14 protein-coding genes and 1 other annotated feature are annotated in these 16,814 nt (G+C 43.8%); of the genes, 5 read left to right on the forward strand and 9 right to left on the reverse strand.

All coding sequences use genetic code 11. The features are described 5' to 3' along the window. Positions 1-429 (reverse strand): cysteine metabolism transcriptional regulator CymR, encoded by a 429-nt coding sequence (gene cymR / locus M3180_RS03505; RefSeq protein ID WP_251665848.1) that lies wholly within the window; start codon positions 427-429, stop codon positions 1-3. 169 nt (positions 430-598) lie between these two features. Here cymR and mnmA point away from each other — a divergent pair, with 169 nt between their 5' ends. Continuing rightward, a complete protein-coding gene (gene mnmA, locus M3180_RS03510; RefSeq protein ID WP_251665850.1) occupies positions 599-1,705 on the forward strand; it encodes a tRNA 2-thiouridine(34) synthase MnmA in 1,107 nt (368 codons plus the stop codon). Positions 1,706-1,804: 99 nt separating this feature from the next. Here the strand turns inward: mnmA and M3180_RS03515 are convergent, their stop codons facing one another. Continuing rightward, complete coding sequence (locus M3180_RS03515) at positions 1,805-2,911, reverse strand: hemolysin family protein (protein WP_251665851.1); 1,107 nt, start codon at positions 2,909-2,911, stop codon at positions 1,805-1,807. A 273-nt stretch (positions 2,912-3,184) separates the two neighbouring features. Here M3180_RS03515 and M3180_RS03520 point away from each other — a divergent pair, with 273 nt between their 5' ends. The 4 genes from M3180_RS03520 to M3180_RS03535 all read left to right on the forward strand — a co-directional run bounded on the left by M3180_RS03520 (position 3,185) and on the right by M3180_RS03535 (position 6,956). Beyond that, positions 3,185-3,808 (forward strand): copper resistance CopC family protein, encoded by a 624-nt coding sequence (locus M3180_RS03520; protein WP_251665853.1) that lies wholly within the window; start codon positions 3,185-3,187, stop codon positions 3,806-3,808. Position 3,809: 1 nt separating this feature from the next. Then, positions 3,810-4,922, forward strand: coding sequence for a copper resistance D family protein (locus tag M3180_RS03525; protein WP_251665855.1), 1,113 nt, complete (start codon positions 3,810-3,812; stop codon positions 4,920-4,922). Positions 4,923-5,087: 165 nt separating this feature from the next. Continuing rightward, positions 5,088-6,050 carry an ATP-binding protein gene (locus M3180_RS03530; RefSeq protein ID WP_251665857.1) on the forward strand — a complete coding sequence of 321 codons (963 nt, stop codon included), beginning with the start codon at positions 5,088-5,090 and terminating at the stop codon, positions 6,048-6,050. Positions 6,051-6,077: 27 nt separating this feature from the next. Next, positions 6,078-6,956, forward strand: coding sequence for a tetratricopeptide repeat protein (locus tag M3180_RS03535; protein ID WP_251665859.1), 879 nt, complete (start codon positions 6,078-6,080; stop codon positions 6,954-6,956). 210 nt (positions 6,957-7,166) lie between these two features. Here M3180_RS03535 and M3180_RS03540 read toward each other — a convergent pair whose 3' ends face one another. The 7 genes from M3180_RS03540 to M3180_RS03570 form a co-directional block, all read right to left on the reverse strand. Continuing rightward, the gene (locus tag M3180_RS03540) at positions 7,167-8,483 is read right to left on the reverse strand and encodes a replication-associated recombination protein A (RefSeq protein ID WP_251665860.1); all 1,317 of its coding nucleotides are present in this window, start codon (positions 8,481-8,483) and stop codon (positions 7,167-7,169) included. Positions 8,484-8,571: 88 nt separating this feature from the next. Further along, entirely contained in the window at positions 8,572-9,351 is a 780-nt protein-coding gene (locus M3180_RS03545) for a class I SAM-dependent methyltransferase (RefSeq protein ID WP_251665862.1), read from the reverse strand. A gap of 193 nt (positions 9,352-9,544) precedes the next feature. Beyond that, the gene (locus M3180_RS03550; protein WP_251665863.1) at positions 9,545-10,282 is read right to left on the reverse strand and encodes a tRNA threonylcarbamoyladenosine dehydratase; all 738 of its coding nucleotides are present in this window, start codon (positions 10,280-10,282) and stop codon (positions 9,545-9,547) included. Positions 10,283-10,314: 32 nt separating this feature from the next. Further along, complete coding sequence (gene aspS, locus M3180_RS03555) at positions 10,315-12,120, reverse strand: aspartate--tRNA ligase (protein WP_251666350.1); 1,806 nt, start codon at positions 12,118-12,120, stop codon at positions 10,315-10,317. Positions 12,121-12,174: 54 nt separating this feature from the next. Then, complete coding sequence (gene hisS, locus M3180_RS03560; protein ID WP_251665864.1) at positions 12,175-13,425, reverse strand: histidine--tRNA ligase; 1,251 nt, start codon at positions 13,423-13,425, stop codon at positions 12,175-12,177. A gap of 200 nt (positions 13,426-13,625) precedes the next feature. Beyond that, positions 13,626-13,867 (reverse strand) — a binding site (T-box leader). Positions 13,868-14,100: 233 nt separating this feature from the next. Then, complete coding sequence (dtd, locus tag M3180_RS03565; RefSeq protein WP_251665866.1) at positions 14,101-14,544, reverse strand: D-aminoacyl-tRNA deacylase; 444 nt, start codon at positions 14,542-14,544, stop codon at positions 14,101-14,103. Between the two features lie 13 nt (positions 14,545-14,557). Further along, entirely contained in the window at positions 14,558-16,744 is a 2,187-nt protein-coding gene (locus tag M3180_RS03570; RefSeq protein WP_251665867.1) for a RelA/SpoT family protein, read from the reverse strand. Positions 16,745-16,814: the final 70 nt, after the last annotated feature.

Consider the following 16,814-nt stretch of genomic DNA (forward strand, 5'->3'; position numbering starts at 1 on the left):
TTAGATATAAAACATGTAGCTTCCTTCGCCGCTATTATTATCATCCTGCTCATAATTAATCATGTCACTAAGCGTTGTAGAATCTAACACATTCGCGATATTGTCACGAATGCGCAGCCACAAATTCCGCTTAGCCGGATCATCCTCCTCCGTAAAGTCAACCGGAGAGATCGGTCCTTCCAGTGTACGAATGACATCGCCAGTAGTAATGTCACCAGGCGACTTCGACAGCACATAACCGCCATAGGCACCGCGGATACTTTTGACGTACCCTGCATTTCTTAATGGTGCAATAAGCTGCTCCAAATAATGCTCAGACAAATTATTTTTCTCCGCAATGCTTTTCAGGGAGAGGGGGCCGTCTCCATATTTGGAAGCAAGCTCCATCATAATCGTCAGTCCATATCTTCCCTTAGTCGAAATCTTCATTTATTTGTACTCCTTTTGCATATCATTGTAATCCCATTAAACTTATAGGTTATTCTTATATGGTATCATATCTATTCTCAAGAGTCTTGCTTTTCAAACATGCCAAATGAAAAACTTTACGTTCTGTGTTACAATATGTTTTGCTTGAATGAACAAGGTGGTGACTTATATGTCTAATTCAAATAAACGGGTTGTTATAGGGATGTCCGGTGGGGTTGATTCCTCTGTTGCAGCTCTTCTACTAAAAGAGCAGGGCTATGAGGTCATCGGTATCTTCATGAAAAATTGGGATGATACTGATGAATTCGGTCATTGTACAGCGGAGGAAGATGCAGAGGATGTTCGCCGCGTATGTGAGCAGATCGGCATACCTTATTATACCGTCAATTTTGAAAAACAATATTATGATAAAGTGTTTACTTATTTTCTTGATGAATATAAGCGTGGACGTACGCCAAATCCAGATGTCATGTGCAACCGTGAGATCAAATTTGGTGATTTTCTAAAAAAAGCAGAAGAGCTGAATGCCGATTATTTGGCTACTGGTCATTATGCGAGAGTAGAACGTTCAGCCGATGGCACAACGAAGCTGCTTCGGGGCGTTGACAGCAACAAGGATCAAACGTATTTTCTTAATGCGCTGAACCAACAGCAGCTCGCAAAAGCAATGTTTCCAATTGGACATCTGCCGAAGCCTGAGGTAAGAAAAATTGCCGAGGCAGCCGGTTTATATACAGCGAAGAAAAAAGATAGCACTGGTATTTGCTTTATTGGGGAACGTGACTTTAAACAGTTCTTAAGTCATTACTTGCCTGCACAGCCAGGGAATATGGTGGATATCGTAAGTGGGGAAGTAAAAGGACGCCATGACGGCTTAATGTACTATACGCTTGGACAGCGCCAAGGTCTAGGTATTGGTGGCAGTGGTAACGGCGAACCGTGGTTTGTAGTTGATAAGGATTTGGAGAATAACATTCTCTATGTTGTCCAGGGTGATCATCCTAGTTTATATTCCGAAAGCTTGCTTGCTACGGACATGAACTGGATTACCAACGATGACACAGCAGATACTGTTCAATGCACGGCAAAATTCCGTTATCGTCAGCCTGATCAAGAAGTGACTGTTAAAAAGCTACCAAATAACGAAGCGCTTATTACGTTTGCAAAGCATCAAAAAGCGATAACACCAGGACAAGCTGTCGTATTATACGACGGCGATGTTTGTCTTGGAGGCGGCACGATACACAAGGTTAACAAAATTGCTAGTCAAGCATAACAAGTGTAGCTGCTTTCGTAACTTTTAGTTTTTCAAACGGCTAAATACGATGGTTGTTCAAGGATTACTCATTAATCCTTGAACAACATCGAATAAAACTTAAAGCTGGGGACTGCTCATACGAAGTTCCTTATTACAACGTTTTACCCCGACAGTCGTTATTCGAAGTTGCTCCATCCCAGTAATTGTAAATACGAACTGATGCTCTCCCTGTTCATAGACCACGCTTTGACCTATATGCGGAGGGAATAGTATATTTGCGTACATATAACCACCGATCGAGTCCATATCATCTGCTTCCAAGTGAATGTTGAAGAAGCTGTTCACTTCCTCGATGAGCAGCATTGCACTTAACCTATATTCATCCGTTTTTAGCTTTGTAATCTGAAGCTCCTCTTCATCAAATTCATCTTGAATATCACCAACAATCTCTTCAATAATATCTTCCATCGTTACCATTCCAGAAGTACCGCCGAATTCATCAATCAGCAGTGCAATCTGTGTTTTTTGAGCTTGCATCATCGTGAGCAGTTGGGATATTTCTATACTCTCAGGCACCGTAATAATGGGACGAATCCATCGTTTCCATTGCGCTCTAGAGTTGGCCTCATCATATATCGCTAGTAAATCCTTAATATGCATAAAGCCGATAACATCATCCTTATCCTCGTTCACTACTGGATATCGCGTACGCATATGTTGGATGGCAGTATTAATATTTTGCTCAAAGCTCAGATGCTGCTCCAAACAAATCATATCAATTCTTGGTGTCATCACCTCTCTAGCAAGCTTTTCTTGAAACTCCTCCAATTCCTTCGAAATCATTAAATGCTCTTGCTCCGTTTTAATAGATTTTCGTACCGTGCTGCTGTCCAACTGTAGCAATCGCAACAGCCACTCCTGCCACCTGTAACGATAACGAACCTCAAGCCATAGAGAAATAACGATAATAACGATCAATGCCGTAAGTATTGCGCCTTCACTATAATGCAGTTCATTCGAAACAAGCAGCTTGTGGACTTCATGTGACAGCCTAAAAACGCACATCCCAAGTACACATAAGCATAGTGCAGGGAATATCAGGATGATCTGTTCATGCTTTTTTAGCCACTGCAGCATTCGATGTCCATTAGTGACCGCTTGTATATTAGGTATGATGCAAAAGTAAGCGCTGTACATTGTAAGCAGTATGACTATACTTAGCATGAACCATCCAATCGATGCGGGATCCCCCAATCCGATTATGTCATCCAGAGACTGGATGACATGCACCTCCCTTCATTTTTTCATGGCTTAAAGAATCGCCATGATTACGACATATATATTCGTGACAGCTAGCACCATATTCCATCCTTTTTTAGGTTACTTTCTTTAAGTTTGTTCATAAGATGTTCGAACTCTATGCTGCCGAACTGATTTACCAAGTGCTAACATTTGATATAATGCATTTGAGAATGATGATTTGAGGGGGATTTACTGTTGAAAAAAATATTAATGTTATGTGTTATTCTTTTTGTTTTAATGCCTGTCCAAGCATTCGCTCATTCGAAATTAACCGAATCGATTCCAGCAGAGCAAGAGACGCTTAGCGAATCGCCTGCACAAATTTCATTGAAGTATAATACGAGCATCTCTTCCGTAAGTACATTTACACTTGTTAATGAAAGCGGCGAAGAGCAGCAGGTTGATAATATTTCAGTAAACGATAATGAATTGAGTGGCGAGGTGCAAGGTACACTTGCCAATGGCAACTACTCCATTGAGTGGAACATAATCGGCGCTGATGGCCATGCAATTAAAGGCACAACAGCCTTTACAGTGCAAGCTGCTGAGCCTGAACCAACCGAAACTGCAAGCAATACGGAGCAGGATACCGATGCGACAGAGCCAACTGAGGAGCCTATTGATGAGCAAACTGCAGAAGAACCAACTGCTGAACCATCACCTGAAGCTACCCCGGAAACAAGCACTGACACAAGCGCAACTGATGTGACTGAAGAAGCTGCACCTGCATCAGAGAAGAGCGCGGCCGTATGGCCATATGTCGTAATTGGTTTGATTATCATCGCAGTCGTTGCCTTTGCAATGCGTAAGCGCAAGTAGTATGCAGTATATATCAGAATTTTTACTATATATCTGCTTTTCCATCGTTATGGGAAATGCAGTTATGCAGGTTGTGCCGCAGCGTTATAAGCCTTCAATCGTTGTGCCAAAGGCGCTGCTCCTCTCTGCTATACTCGCCATTCCAATTCTATCGTATGTCCCGCTTCATCTGACCGCCTTAGAATTTAAACAGTCCTTCCAGCTTAGTTATGCTGCTATGATGAAAAGCATTCTGCTGGATCTGCAAATCGGCGAGGCATGGCTATGGACTGCAGTCGGAGCTGCTGGTCTCGCGATGATTGTGGGCATCCCTGTGTTTGCCAAGGATAGGCATATGCCTAAGATCGCACTTATGCTCACCTTGCTGCTTACCTTTTGGCTTGGCTACGGCAGCCACGTTGCCTCACTTGACGCTTTCAAAGGTCTCATCGTACATACGGGACACTTTGTAGCCGTAGCCGTCTGGCTTGGCATCTTGTTCGTCGTAAGCTGGTTTGCCACTGATGATAACCATTGGGCTTCCTTTCTGAAATGGTTCTCTCCGCTAGCGATAACTTGTGTTGTCGTAGCGCTCATTGCCGGCATTACATTAATGTCCTACACAACACCTCAGGCTACCAATGCACTTATGTTAAATTACGGCCAGCTAATGCTCATTAAGCATGCGAGCATTTTGCCGCTGCTATGGCTTGCGTATAGTAATGGCTTTGTATATCCGCGACTCGCTCGAGAAGGAAAACTACCATCACAGCTAAAGCTGCTTCGTATAGAGAGCATCATCGCTTTATTCGTGCTTGGCAGTACTGCCATCATGGGACAAACAGCACCGCCTCACAACGTGCTGGAAACGCTGCGGACAGAAACTCCCTCTTGGCTATTTACTACGATCTACCAAGGGTCCTTCAGTCCTGACTTACAGCTGATATGGCAATGGAATCTAAGTAGTGTGCTGCTGATTGCAGCTGCCCTGTTAGTGCTATATGCTATTCGAGCTGCTTTTCTACAGCGCAGCTTTATATGGATTGTCATTCTTAGTATTATATTCATTGTATTTGTATATTTAGCTGTTATGTTTGGTATCGAACAAGCCCCGACAGCATTAGATAGCATATAAAGATGTACTATTTAGCTGCACGACATGAGTCCGACTATGTCATGCAGCTTTTTACTATTCTTTTTCAAGTAACTTAACTTACTAACAAATAGTACCAAACGAGTACATTATGGGCTATCATGAAACCATAAGATATCGCTTGTTTGGAATGGAGGATTAACTTCAATGACTTTTGATGGACACGATGAATTAAGTGAACGCAGACGCAATAAGCTCAAATTGATGCGCTTTGATCAGGATCAGCAAGAGCTTGTCATAACTGAAAAACCACAGGAAACCTTCGAGGATGTCGGTGGCTTAGAGGACGTAAAGAAAAAAATCAATCTAAATTTTATTTTGCCGATCAAGCAGCCTGAGATTTTTGCGGCTTATGGTAAAGATGTCGGTGGCAGTATCTTACTATACGGACCGCCTGGCTGTGGTAAAACATTTTTAGCAAGATCGATTGCAGGTGAGATTGAAGCAAACTTTCTACATATCGAGCTGCAAGCGATCCTTTCTATGTATGTTGGCCAAAGTGAAGTCAATCTGCATGATATTTTTGAACGCGCACGTGAAAACAAGCCCTGCGTCATTTTCATAGACGAGCTTGACGCCATGGGAGGCAGCCGAAACCAAATGCGTCAGCATCACGACCGAATGCTGGTCAATCAGCTTTTGCTGGAGCTAGACGGAATTCAAGCGCTCAATAGCGGTGTATTCGTTATTGGCGCTACGAATACGCCGTGGTATCTCGATTCGGCTCTACGTCGTCCAGGTCGGTTTAATCATATGATGTTTGTACAGCCTCCTGCTGAACAAGAGCGCGAGCTAATCCTTAAGCTTAAGCTCGACAGTAAGCCTGTCGGTAAACTTGACCTACAGCAAATCGCCAAACAGACAAAGCATTTTTCTGGAGCAGACCTAGAACAGCTCGTACGTGATGCAGTTGAACGCGCACTGGAGAGGACACTGGAAACTGGCAGCATCCAACCAATCGAGCAGACTGACCTGCTGCAAGCTGCTAAACGTCGGAAAGCAACGACCGTAGAATGGTTCTCTACTGCTAAAAACTATGCTACCTTCAGTGATCCTAATGGTGATTATGAAGGCATCTTAGCCTATATGAAGAGCAACGGCTTAAAATAAGGGATATTTACGCAGGAGGAATCATCAATGGTAACTGAACTGGTCCATAATGTGACACGATCTAGAGCCTATCAGCTTATGGAGTGGAAGAGGTATAAGGAAGCATTAGATGAAGCAATGAAACTTCTTCAAGAGGATCCTGACGATTCCGAAGCCTATTCTTTGATCGCTCTTATTTATTTCCGTCAGGATGAACATGATCACGCACTTCATTGGTGCGATGAAGCGCTGCGTCGTGACCCAGAAAATTTGCAAGCCTGGTATGTTAAAACATTAAGCTATTACGATTCAGAGAACTGGAAGCAGTTTGATGCAACGATCGAACAAGCCATTCAGCTCGATCCAGATGAAGCAGTATATTACTTTTTACTTGCTAATCGAAAGCTCACTCGTAATCAATACGAGCCCGCCAAGCAGCAGCTATTAGTTGCCCTTGAGCTTGATCCTGATCAGGCGCTTTATTTAGCTAATTTAAGCTATATTGAAGCACTTCTCGGAGATATGGAAGCTTCGAAGCAGCTGGAAAAGGAAGCGCTGAAGCGTGATGCCGAATCCAAAACCGTTTATCTATATTTAAGCTGGTCTGCTGATCGCCGAGGTGATGATCAGGCTCAGCTTCTTTATCTAAAAAATGCAATTCAGCTGGACCCAGTTGACGAGCAAATCCGAAAGGAATATCTAGAAGGACTACAGAAGAATTATTTCTTCTATCGCATCCTTTTAGCGCCTAGCAAGTGGATTAGTCGTATGAAGCCATGGCAAGTATTTTTAAGCTGGATCGTGGCTTGGATTGTGTTTCGACCGCTCGTCGTTGTCTTTATTGTTTTATATATAATAGCCTTCTGGTTGAGCAAGCTGCTCGTGCACGTTAAAGTGTTCGGCTGGACGTTTAGACGGCATAAATAATCTGAAGTGAAGCGCCTACGGCTAGTACGTTGGCATCTATAGAAAAAGCTGCTCCATATTACTCGTCTGAGTGTTGGAGCAGCTTTTCGTTTACTTTAATTTAATGCTTAACTTGCTGACTGCGTGCTGCCGTTCCGGGATGAAGGTGTTCCCATCGCTGTTATTGTCGAATTTCTTTTAATCGAATACCACGGTAACCTAATTAGCAGCCTACTTCTGCCTTCTTCTCTTCTCTTGATTGATCGCAATTTTCGCTTCGGCTCCTTGCTCTGTCGCTTGGTAGAGCTCGACATGTGCGATTCGTTCAGGCAGGTACTGCTGCTTCACATAGTGGTTAGGGTAGTCGTGTGGATACTTGTAGCCTTTATGTCCAAGCTGCTCCGCTCCCTTATAGTGGGTATCACGCAAATGATGCGGAACTTCGTCTACACCAAACTGCTCGATCATGCTATACGCTTTGCCAATCGCAACCGCCGTTGCATTAGACTTCGGACTTTCTACAGAGAATAGAATCGCTTGTGCAATATTGTACTTCGCTTCCGGCCAGCCAATCTTATGATAGGCGTCCATAGCGGTAACCGCCTGTACCATCGCTTGCGGGTTTGCTAGACCAATATCTTCGCTGCAGGCTACGATTAGACGTCTTAGGAACGTCATCGGGTCCATTCCCAGCTTTTCCACTGCATAGAAAAACCAATAAAGCGCAGCATCGCTTGAACCGCGAACGCTTTTATGAAAAGCGGACAATACATCATACTGCATCGACGTATCTGCCCGAATCGTCCGTTTACGAATCGATTCCTGGGCAATTTCAAGTGTAACGTGAACGGTTCCATCACTGCTAGAGCTCGTCGTTACTGCTGCAAGCTCCAGCGCATTAAGCGCTCTACGAATGTCTCCACCTGCCATCAGTGCAAAATGCTCTAGCGCTTCCTGATCCACATTAAGCTTCATAAAGCCTAGACCGCGAACGGAATCAGACAGCGCTCGCTCCATCGCTAGCATTGTATGCTTAGGCTCTAATGGCTCCAGCTGAAACAGCGTTGAGCGTGACATTAAGGCTCCATTCACATGATGAAATGGATTTTCTGTCGTCGCTCCAATAAAGATAATGATCCCTTGCTCCACCGCAGGTAAAAGCGCATCCTGGCGTGACGTATTGAAGCGATGTACCTCATCAAGAAACAGAATCGTCTTTTTACCGTAGAGCGCTTTATTATTTTTAGCACGCTCTATCACTTCTCTGACGTCTTTAACGGATGCATCCACTGCATTCAGTCTTACAAATTCACCCTTCGTATGCTGTGAAATAATGTTCGCGAGCGTCGTTTTCCCGCAGCCTGGCGGTCCATACAGAAGGATTGAGCTGATCTGATCGCTTTCAATTGCTCTTCTTAGTAGCTTTCCAGGACCAACGATATGCTCCTGCCCAATATATTCATCTAATGTTTGAGGCCTAATTCGATCTGCAAGCAGCTTATGCTCAATATTAGGCTGCTGCTCATCTTCCAATGAAAATAAATCCATGCTAAACACAACCTATTCAAGTAATTATGTCTATTATAGCATAAACGTACATTTGTTCTTATCCCTTTAGTTCATATTCTATAAAGGTCTATCTCATCCTGCCCCAATATACATCTGTTCGATAGATCATCTTAACGACTCCTCCCTGCTCATGTCGCTTAAACAAAGCTTCAATATCATTCATAAACGCATCGTAGCGGACATCGTGCTCAGAGATGCTGAAAGAGGAGGATTGAATTCTGCCAACGAGCTGTTCATAGGTGAGCGGCTGCTCGTTGTAGTAGCTAACTAGCTGCGGCTCGCTGTCGTAAAAGGAGCTTAGCGCTTTAACGCTCATTTGCTTATGCTTTACTTGATCATACTGCTCACCATATCGTAAAAATAGCGACTCGTAATCACGAACAAATTCAGAGGCATCTACATCCCGCTGATTCCATAGCAGCACAACGTTCGCCTGCGGTTTTAGTACTCGTATAAACTCGGTACGAGCACGCTTTTGGTCAAACCAATGAAATGATTGCGCACATACAATACCATCCACACTTTGATCCTCAAGTTCTGTACTTTCAGCGGAACCGGCCGTTACAAGCAGCATGTTTGCGTGCACCTTTTGATCGCTAACGTATACATGCAGTTGCTCATTAAGCGCTTGTCGCATCTCTTCATTCGGCTCTACAGCAATTACGTTAACCCCTTCATCTAGCAGCAGCTTTGTAAATATCCCTGTCCCAGCCCCAATATCAGCAACACGCATTTGCTCTGTCCAGCCAACGGTATTCATTAAATGACTAATGACCTGTGGCGGATAGCTAGGACGGTACTTCACATATTGCTTGGAGCGTCCAGAAAATCGTTCGTTAGACTGCATATTAGAAACCTCCTTAAAATGATGTTATGTAGAATGATGCTAGATACCTTCTACTCCGTCAATCATCCAATGATAGCTGGAGTAGAAAAGGACTATTCAAGCTGAAGTTCCCTCGCTTAAATAGTCCTTTTTATTACATTCCATTCGTTCTTACGTTATTACTGTTACTGCTTAACTGCTCGCTGTTAATGACTTATTTCAATAAGTCATTAATTACTGCGCTTGCCATAACAAGTCCTGCTACACTCGGTACAAAGGCAGTACTCGCTGGCGGCTGCTGCGCTTTACGAATTTCTGGCGCATTCTCAGGCACGATGCGCTGCGTTACATCCTCGCGCGGTTTGATTGGATCTTCATCAGAAAACACAACCTTAACGCCCTTTTTAATGCCGTCCTTACGAAGCTTTGTACGTACCACACGTGCAATGGGATCCGTATGCGTTTTAGAAATATCCGCTATTCTAAAGCGAGTCGGGTCCATTTTATTAGCCGCACCCATGCTAGAAATAATCGGAATATTACGCTTCAAGCACTCTTTGATTAAGTGCACCTTATAAATGATCGTATCGGAAGCGTCAACGACGTAATCAAGCTTTTGTTCAAAGAACTTTTCGTACGTTTCTTCCGTATAGAACATGCGTAGTGCAATCGCGTCGCATTCTGGATTAATTAGCTTAATTCGGTCACGCATTAGATCCGCTTTAGGTTGACCAATTGTAGTCGTAAGAGCATGAATTTGACGATTAATATTCGTAATATCCACAACATCCTTATCCACCAATATGATGCGGCCAACTCCTGTTCTTGCTAATGCTTCAGCGGCAAAGGTACCTACGCCTCCAATGCCTAGAACCGCAACCGTGCTATTTTTCATCTTCTCCAGTCCTTCAGGACCGATCGCAAGCTCTGTTCGAGAAAATTGATGAAGCATGCTGCTGTACTGCCTCCTTTAGGTTCCAGTTATTATTGTTCCTGATTCGCTTCTACAGCTTGTGCTGCAACAGGCTTCGGTTTTACAACTGTGCGAATATGAAGCTGTTCAAGCTGAGATAGCTCAACCTCGGATGGAGCATCACATAGCAGATCCGTTGCGCTAGCTGTTTTAGGGAACGCAATCGTCTCACGAAGGTTTGTACGACCTGCAAGCAGCATAACTAGACGGTCAAAGCCGAATGCAATACCACCATGTGGAGGTGTACCGTAATCGAAGGCATCAAGTAGGAAGCCGAATTTCTCATGTGCTTCTTCCATTGTAAAGCCTAGTGCCTTAAACATTTTTTCCTGTACATCACGTTTATAGATACGCATCGATCCGCCGCCAACTTCGTAGCCATTTAACACTAAGTCATACGCTTGTGCACGAATTTGGCCTGGATCTGTATCAAAGTAAGCAATGTCATCCTCGTTAGGACGAGTGAACGGATGATGCTCTGCTACATAGCGTTTCGCTTCTTCATCATAGCCTAGCAATGGGAAGTCAACGACCCAAGCGAATTTGAATTCAGATTCATTAATAAGGTTTAGATCCTTGCCAAGCTTCAAGCGTAGGTTACCAAGCACGTCTGCAACGACTTTTGGCTTATCAGCAGAGAATGTAAGCAGGTCGCCTTCTTCAACATTCAGACGCTCAGTCAACGCTGCGATTTCCTCTTCCTTCAAGAACTTAACGATTGGACCTCTCCACTCGCCATCCTTCACTTGAATCCATGCAAGACCTTTACCGCCATAGCGTGCTGCAAACGGCTGAAGATCATCAAGCTCTTTACGGCTCCAGTTCGCACAGCCCTTCGCATTTAGCGCTTTAACGACGCCACCCTTAGAAGCAACCGTTGCGAACACTTTAACATCGCTTGAAGCTACGATATCCGTAATATCTTCAATTTCAAGACCGAAGCGAAGATCTGGCTTGTCAGAGCCGTACTTGTTCATCGCGTCTTTGTACGTGATACGTTGGAACGGAAGCTGAAGCTCTACACCAACAGTTTCACGAAGAAGCTTAGCCATAAGCTGCTCCATCATGCCTAGCAATTGATCCTGAGACAAGAAAGAAGTCTCGATATCGACTTGTGTAAATTCTGGCTGACGGTCAGCACGTAGATCCTCGTCACGGAAGCAGCGAGCGATTTGATAATAGCGCTCAACTCCACCAACCATGAGCAATTGCTTGAAGATTTGTGGTGATTGCGGTAGTGCGAAAAATTCACCTTCATGAACACGTGAAGGAACGAGATAATCACGAGCGCCTTCAGGTGTGCTCTTTGTCAAAATTGGTGTTTCTACGTCGATAAAGCCTTCACCATCTAGGAAATCGCGGAAAATTTTAGCCGCTTTTGAGCGAAGCAATAGCGTTTTGTGCATTTCCGGACGACGAAGATCCAAGTAACGGTATTTTAGACGAATAGACTCGTCAACATCAACACCATCCTCGATTGCGAACGGAGGCGTTTTAGCACTGTTCATAATCTCGATTTCTGTCACACGCACTTCTATTTTTCCTGTGAACAGGTTGTCGTTAAATGTTTCTGGATCACGCTCAACAACTGTACCTTTAACTGCCAACACATACTCATTACGTGCACGGTCTGCAATTTCAAGCGCTTGGCCAGAAAAATCAGGGTTAAATACGATCTGTACAATACCTGTGCGGTCGCGTAGATCGATAAACAATACGCCGCCAAGGTCACGGCGTCGTTGTACCCAGCCATTCAGTGTTACTTCTTTACCTACATCTGCAAGAGATAGTGTCCCACAGTTTGTGTTTCTCAACATCGTCGTCATTTGAAGTCCCTCTTTCTTATTCTCATTAATTTATGGATTCAGTCACTACTTAACATGAATAGCTGCTGCAACCTCTTGCAGCTTCACAGTACGCTGCTCACCAGTAGCCATTTCCTTCAGCGTGATTTCTCCGTTTGCAAGCTCGTCATCACCTAAAATAGCTGTATATTTTGCTTGCATGCGATCAGCTGATTTCATTTGTGCCTTCATCTTGCGTCCCTGATAATCTCGTTCCGCTCGAATTCCAGCAGAGCGAAGCTCATAGACAAGCTTTGTAATTTCGCGATCTGCAGCCTCACCAAGTGCAATGAGATATACATCAAGTGAAGTTAGATCTGGCAGCTCAGTCGCTTGATGCTCTAACAGCATAATTGTACGCTCCAAGCCTAGTCCAAAGCCGACCCCTGGCTGATCTGGTCCACCGATATCAGCGACTAGACCGTTATAGCGACCACCACCGCCTACAGTGTCAATTGCACCAATGCCTTCAGCTTTAAATTCGAACGCTGTGTGCGTGTAGTAATCCAAGCCGCGAACAAGTCGGTGATTAATCTCAAACGGAATGCCCATATCAGTTAAGTGCTGCTTCACTTTATTAAAATGCTGCTCGCACTCTTCATCCAAGCTATCAAGTATGGAAGGAGCATCTGTAAAGTGGTGCTGATCTACTTTACAATCAAGCACGCGCAATGGATTGCGATCGATACGACTTTGGCAATCCTTGCATAGCAGCTCACGCTTCGGCTCTAAAAAGCTTAGCAGCTTGCTGCGGAACGCTGCACGAACCTCGGTTGTCCCAACAGAGTTAATTTCTACACGTACGCCTTTAAGACCAACCTCTGTGTAAAACGTATAGCCTAGTGCAATGACCTCAGCATCAAGTGCTGGATCAACAGACCCAACAGCTTCTACACCAAACTGATTAAACTGACGATATCTTCCGGCCTGCGCACGCTCATAGCGGAACATTGAGCCAATATAGTACAGCTTAGACACGTCTGGTTCGCCATACAGCTTGTTTTCCACATAGGCACGCATAACTCCAGCAGTGCCTTCTGGTCTAAGTGTCAGCTTACGGTCACCGCGATCGATGAAATTATACGTTTCTTTCTCTACAATATCAGTCGTCTCACCGACTCCACGATGAAATAGCTCTGTTGATTCAAACATCGGCGTTCGAATTTCTCTAAAATTGTAGCGACGGCAAATCTCGCGAGCCTTTGACTCAACATATTGCCACTTTTCCACCATGCCTGGCAAAATATCCTGCGTACCAGGAGACCTTTGGAAAGACATAACATAACCTCCTAAAAACTTTACTAACTTCATTGATTAACTTCACTGAAAGTAAAGTTACATCGTAAGCATAAGCAAAACTTTTCAACTACTAAGAGCAACTTCTCTGCAAGAAAAGTTTAATTCGAAAGCAATTGTTCAGCTTAGCAATTAGACGGGCTTAAACAACAAAAAAACTCCCGCCTCTTTTGATCTTAATCAAAAGGGACGAGAGTGTATCTCCCGTGGTACCACCCACATTCCGAATTATGTATAACCATCATTCGCTCGATACGTATATCGCCCGTAACGCGCATAAAACTAATGGCACATCATTCGATGCCGTTCATTTTATGTTCTCAAGGATGTTATTCACTCAATCGCTGTTAGATGCTTGCAGCCTAAGGCATCTTTCTCTGGTAACATCGGTAGCTGAGTTACTTCTTCCCATCATCAAATAAACTATTCACTTGTATCTGATAACCTATTTTACTTCTCGTGTAATGGAAAGTCAAGTTATTGAGCAAACAAGCCAATCTCGAAAAATAGACAGAAAAAAACCTGCGGCATCTCCACAGGCTATTAATAATATATTATTAAAAAAGGGGGTCGACTATTATTATAGGCGTGTCATATTAATAGCATATTATCGTAATATTACAATTAGATTACAAAAAAGAAAACGCTCACGCGCCTTCATTCTAAGCTATCAATAATTAGCGTAACCGGTCCATCATTTGTTAGCTGCACATCCATCATTGCTCCAAACTGACCAGTTTCCACAACAAGACCTTTTGCACGCAGCAGTTCATTAAACTGATTGTAGAGCAGTTCTGCTTGCTCTGGTCTTGCCGCTTGCATAAAGTTAGGCCGGCGACCTTTACGACAATCCCCATATAATGTGAATTGCGAGACGGATAATATCGCACCGCCAACTTGCGTAATATCAAGGTTCATCTTGCCTGCTTCATCCTCGAAAATCCGCAAGCCTGCAAGCTTGTCCGCCATCCACGTAAGATCCTTCTCACTGTCAGTATGTGTAATGCCTACAAGCAAAACAAGTCCGTGGTCAATGCTGCCAACCACATTACCCTCAACCGTAACACTAGCTGCCTTGCTTCGTTGTACAACAACTCTCACTAATAAAACTCCTCTACTGCATAATGCGCTGAACGGAATATATATCTTTAATACGCTTTATCTTTTCTACTACGCTCGTCAAATGTTCCGTATTGTTAATAAGCACTGTCATATGAATGATCGCCATTTTGTTTTTGGCGGTACGTCCAGACACTGCACTGATATTGGTTTTTGTCTCAGACACTGCTTGCAGTACTTCATTCAACAGTCCACGGCGATCACTGCCTGTAACCTCAATATCGACGCTATAATTCGCGCTTATCGATTCCACCCATTCCACTTCAATAACACGATCCACCTCTTCATGATCGGTACCAAACGGAATATTCTGACAATCCATGCGATGAACTGAAACACCACGACCACGCGTAATGTAGCCGATGATTAAATCTCCTGGAACAGGGTTACAGCATCGTGCAAATCGAACAAGTAAATTATCTACGCCCTTCACTCGAATACCGTTATTGTTATTTTTACTATGCTTCGGTGCCGAGCTGCTCTTAATTGCTGTTACTTCGTTCGTCAGCTCAATTTGACTCGCTTCCTCTTGCTCACGGCGTAGCTTTTCCGTCAGCTTCGTAACGATTTGAGCTGCTGTTATCCCCTGGAAGCCAATAGCAGCGAGCATATCTTCGATATCATTGAAGGTGAATTTAGTTGCAGCCTCCTGCATCTTCTCGTCTGTCATCCAAACATACGGCTCTAAGCCAAGTCTCTTAAGCTCTCGTTCTATAAGATCCTTGCCCTTCGCAACATTTTCTTCTCGTTTCTCTTTCTTAAACCATTGCTTAATTTTACTTCTCGCATGAGAGGATTGAGCGATCTTCAACCAATCCGAGCTTGGACCATAAGAATGCTTCGATGTTAATATTTCTACTATATCGCCTGTTTTCAGCTTATGATCTAGAGGTACAATTCTACCATTCACCTTTGCACCAATCGTGCGATTACCAACCTCCGTATGAATGCGGTACGCGAAATCGAGTGGCACAGATCCAGCAGGAAGTTCGATCACCTCACCGCTAGGCGTAAATACAAACACTAAGTCAGAGAAGAAGTCCATCTTCAATGACTCCATAAATTCTGCCGCATCCTTCGTTTCCTGCTGCAGCTCCAAAATTTCACGGAACCACGTCATTTTGTCACCAAAGGTCCCATCTGGGACGAGATTACCTTCCTTGTAAGCCCAGTGTGCAGCAATCCCGTATTCGCTCGTGCGGTGCATTTCCCACGTACGAATCTGCACCTCTGTCGGCTCGCCATTCGGCCCGATCACTGTAGTGTGCAAGCTCTGGTACATATTAGGCTTTGGCATCGCAATATAGTCCTTGAACCGTCCTGGCATTGGCTTCCAAAGTGTATGGATAATCCCTAATGTTGCATAGCAATCTTTAATATTATCCACGATTACGCGAATCGCTAATAAGTCATAGATTTCGCTGAACTGTTTGTTTCGAGTTGTCATTTTTTGATAAACGCTATACAAGTGCTTTGGTCGGCCCGAGATATCACCCTCGATACCCATTTCAGCAAGCTTCTCGCGAATCATATTAATTACATCATCAATAAACGCCTCTCGCTCAGCCCGTTTTTTCTTCATTAAATTAGCAATTCGATAGTATTGCTGTGGATTAAGATAACGAAGAGCAATATCTTCCATTTCCCATTTGATCGCAGAAATACCTAGACGGTGCGCAATGGGACAGAAAATCTCCAGCGTTTCGTAAGCGATACGTCGCTGTGACTCCTCTGATTGGTATTTTAATGTTCGCATATTATGCAAGCGGTCAGCTAGCTTAATAATAATGACACGAATATCCTGAGCCATTGCTACAAACATTTTACGGTAGTTTTCGTTTTGTTGCTCTTCACGTGACTGGAAACGAATCTTTTCCAGCTTCGTCAAACCATCAACAAGCATGGCACACGTTTCGCCAAACTTCTCACGAATGGTTTGCAAATCTACCTTTGTATCCTCAACCACATCATGCAGCAGCGCAGTAACGATAGATAGCACATCCAAGTGCATATCAAGTACAATATCAGCTACGGCAAGCGGATGAAGAATATAAGGCTCACCTGATTTTCGTACCTGTCCTTTATGAGCTTGTTCAGCAAAATCATAGGCTTCTCTAATAAGCATGAGATCTTGCTCTTTCATATAAACGGATGCTTTATCAATTAATTGTTCAATGCCCATGATCGTTTTCCCTTTCCAAGCTAGACATTCCTCGTTCTCCGAGCTCAAAAGTTATTATCTCATTATTATG

The organism is Paenibacillus camelliae, assembly GCF_023715345.1.
Lineage (GTDB): Bacteria > Bacillota > Bacilli > Paenibacillales > Paenibacillaceae > Pristimantibacillus > Pristimantibacillus camelliae.

Bases quoted from the DNA above. Each gene is read 5' to 3' on its own strand.
- M3180_RS03535 (WP_251665859.1), top strand. From the start codon at position 6,078: ATGGTAACTGAACTGGTCCATAATGTGACACGATCTAGAGCCTATCAG.
- aspS (WP_251666350.1), bottom strand. From the start codon at position 12,120: ATGTTGAGAAACACAAACTGTGGGACACTATCTCTTGCAGATGTAGGT.
- cymR (WP_251665848.1), bottom strand. From the start codon at position 429: ATGAAGATTTCGACTAAGGGAAGATATGGACTGACGATTATGATGGAG.
- M3180_RS03540 (WP_251665860.1), bottom strand. From the start codon at position 8,483: ATGGATTTATTTTCATTGGAAGATGAGCAGCAGCCTAATATTGAGCAT.
- M3180_RS03525 (WP_251665855.1), top strand. From the start codon at position 3,810: ATGCAGTATATATCAGAATTTTTACTATATATCTGCTTTTCCATCGTT.
- M3180_RS03530 (WP_251665857.1), top strand. From the start codon at position 5,088: ATGACTTTTGATGGACACGATGAATTAAGTGAACGCAGACGCAATAAG.
- hisS (WP_251665864.1), bottom strand. From the start codon at position 13,425: ATGTCTTTCCAAAGGTCTCCTGGTACGCAGGATATTTTGCCAGGCATG.
- M3180_RS03545 (WP_251665862.1), bottom strand. From the start codon at position 9,351: ATGCAGTCTAACGAACGATTTTCTGGACGCTCCAAGCAATATGTGAAG.
- M3180_RS03570 (WP_251665867.1), bottom strand. From the start codon at position 16,744: ATGGGCATTGAACAATTAATTGATAAAGCATCCGTTTATATGAAAGAG.
- mnmA (WP_251665850.1), top strand. From the start codon at position 599: ATGTCTAATTCAAATAAACGGGTTGTTATAGGGATGTCCGGTGGGGTT.
- M3180_RS03515 (WP_251665851.1), bottom strand. From the start codon at position 2,911: ATGCTAAGTATAGTCATACTGCTTACAATGTACAGCGCTTACTTTTGC.
- M3180_RS03550 (WP_251665863.1), bottom strand. From the start codon at position 10,282: ATGCTTCATCAATTTTCTCGAACAGAGCTTGCGATCGGTCCTGAAGGA.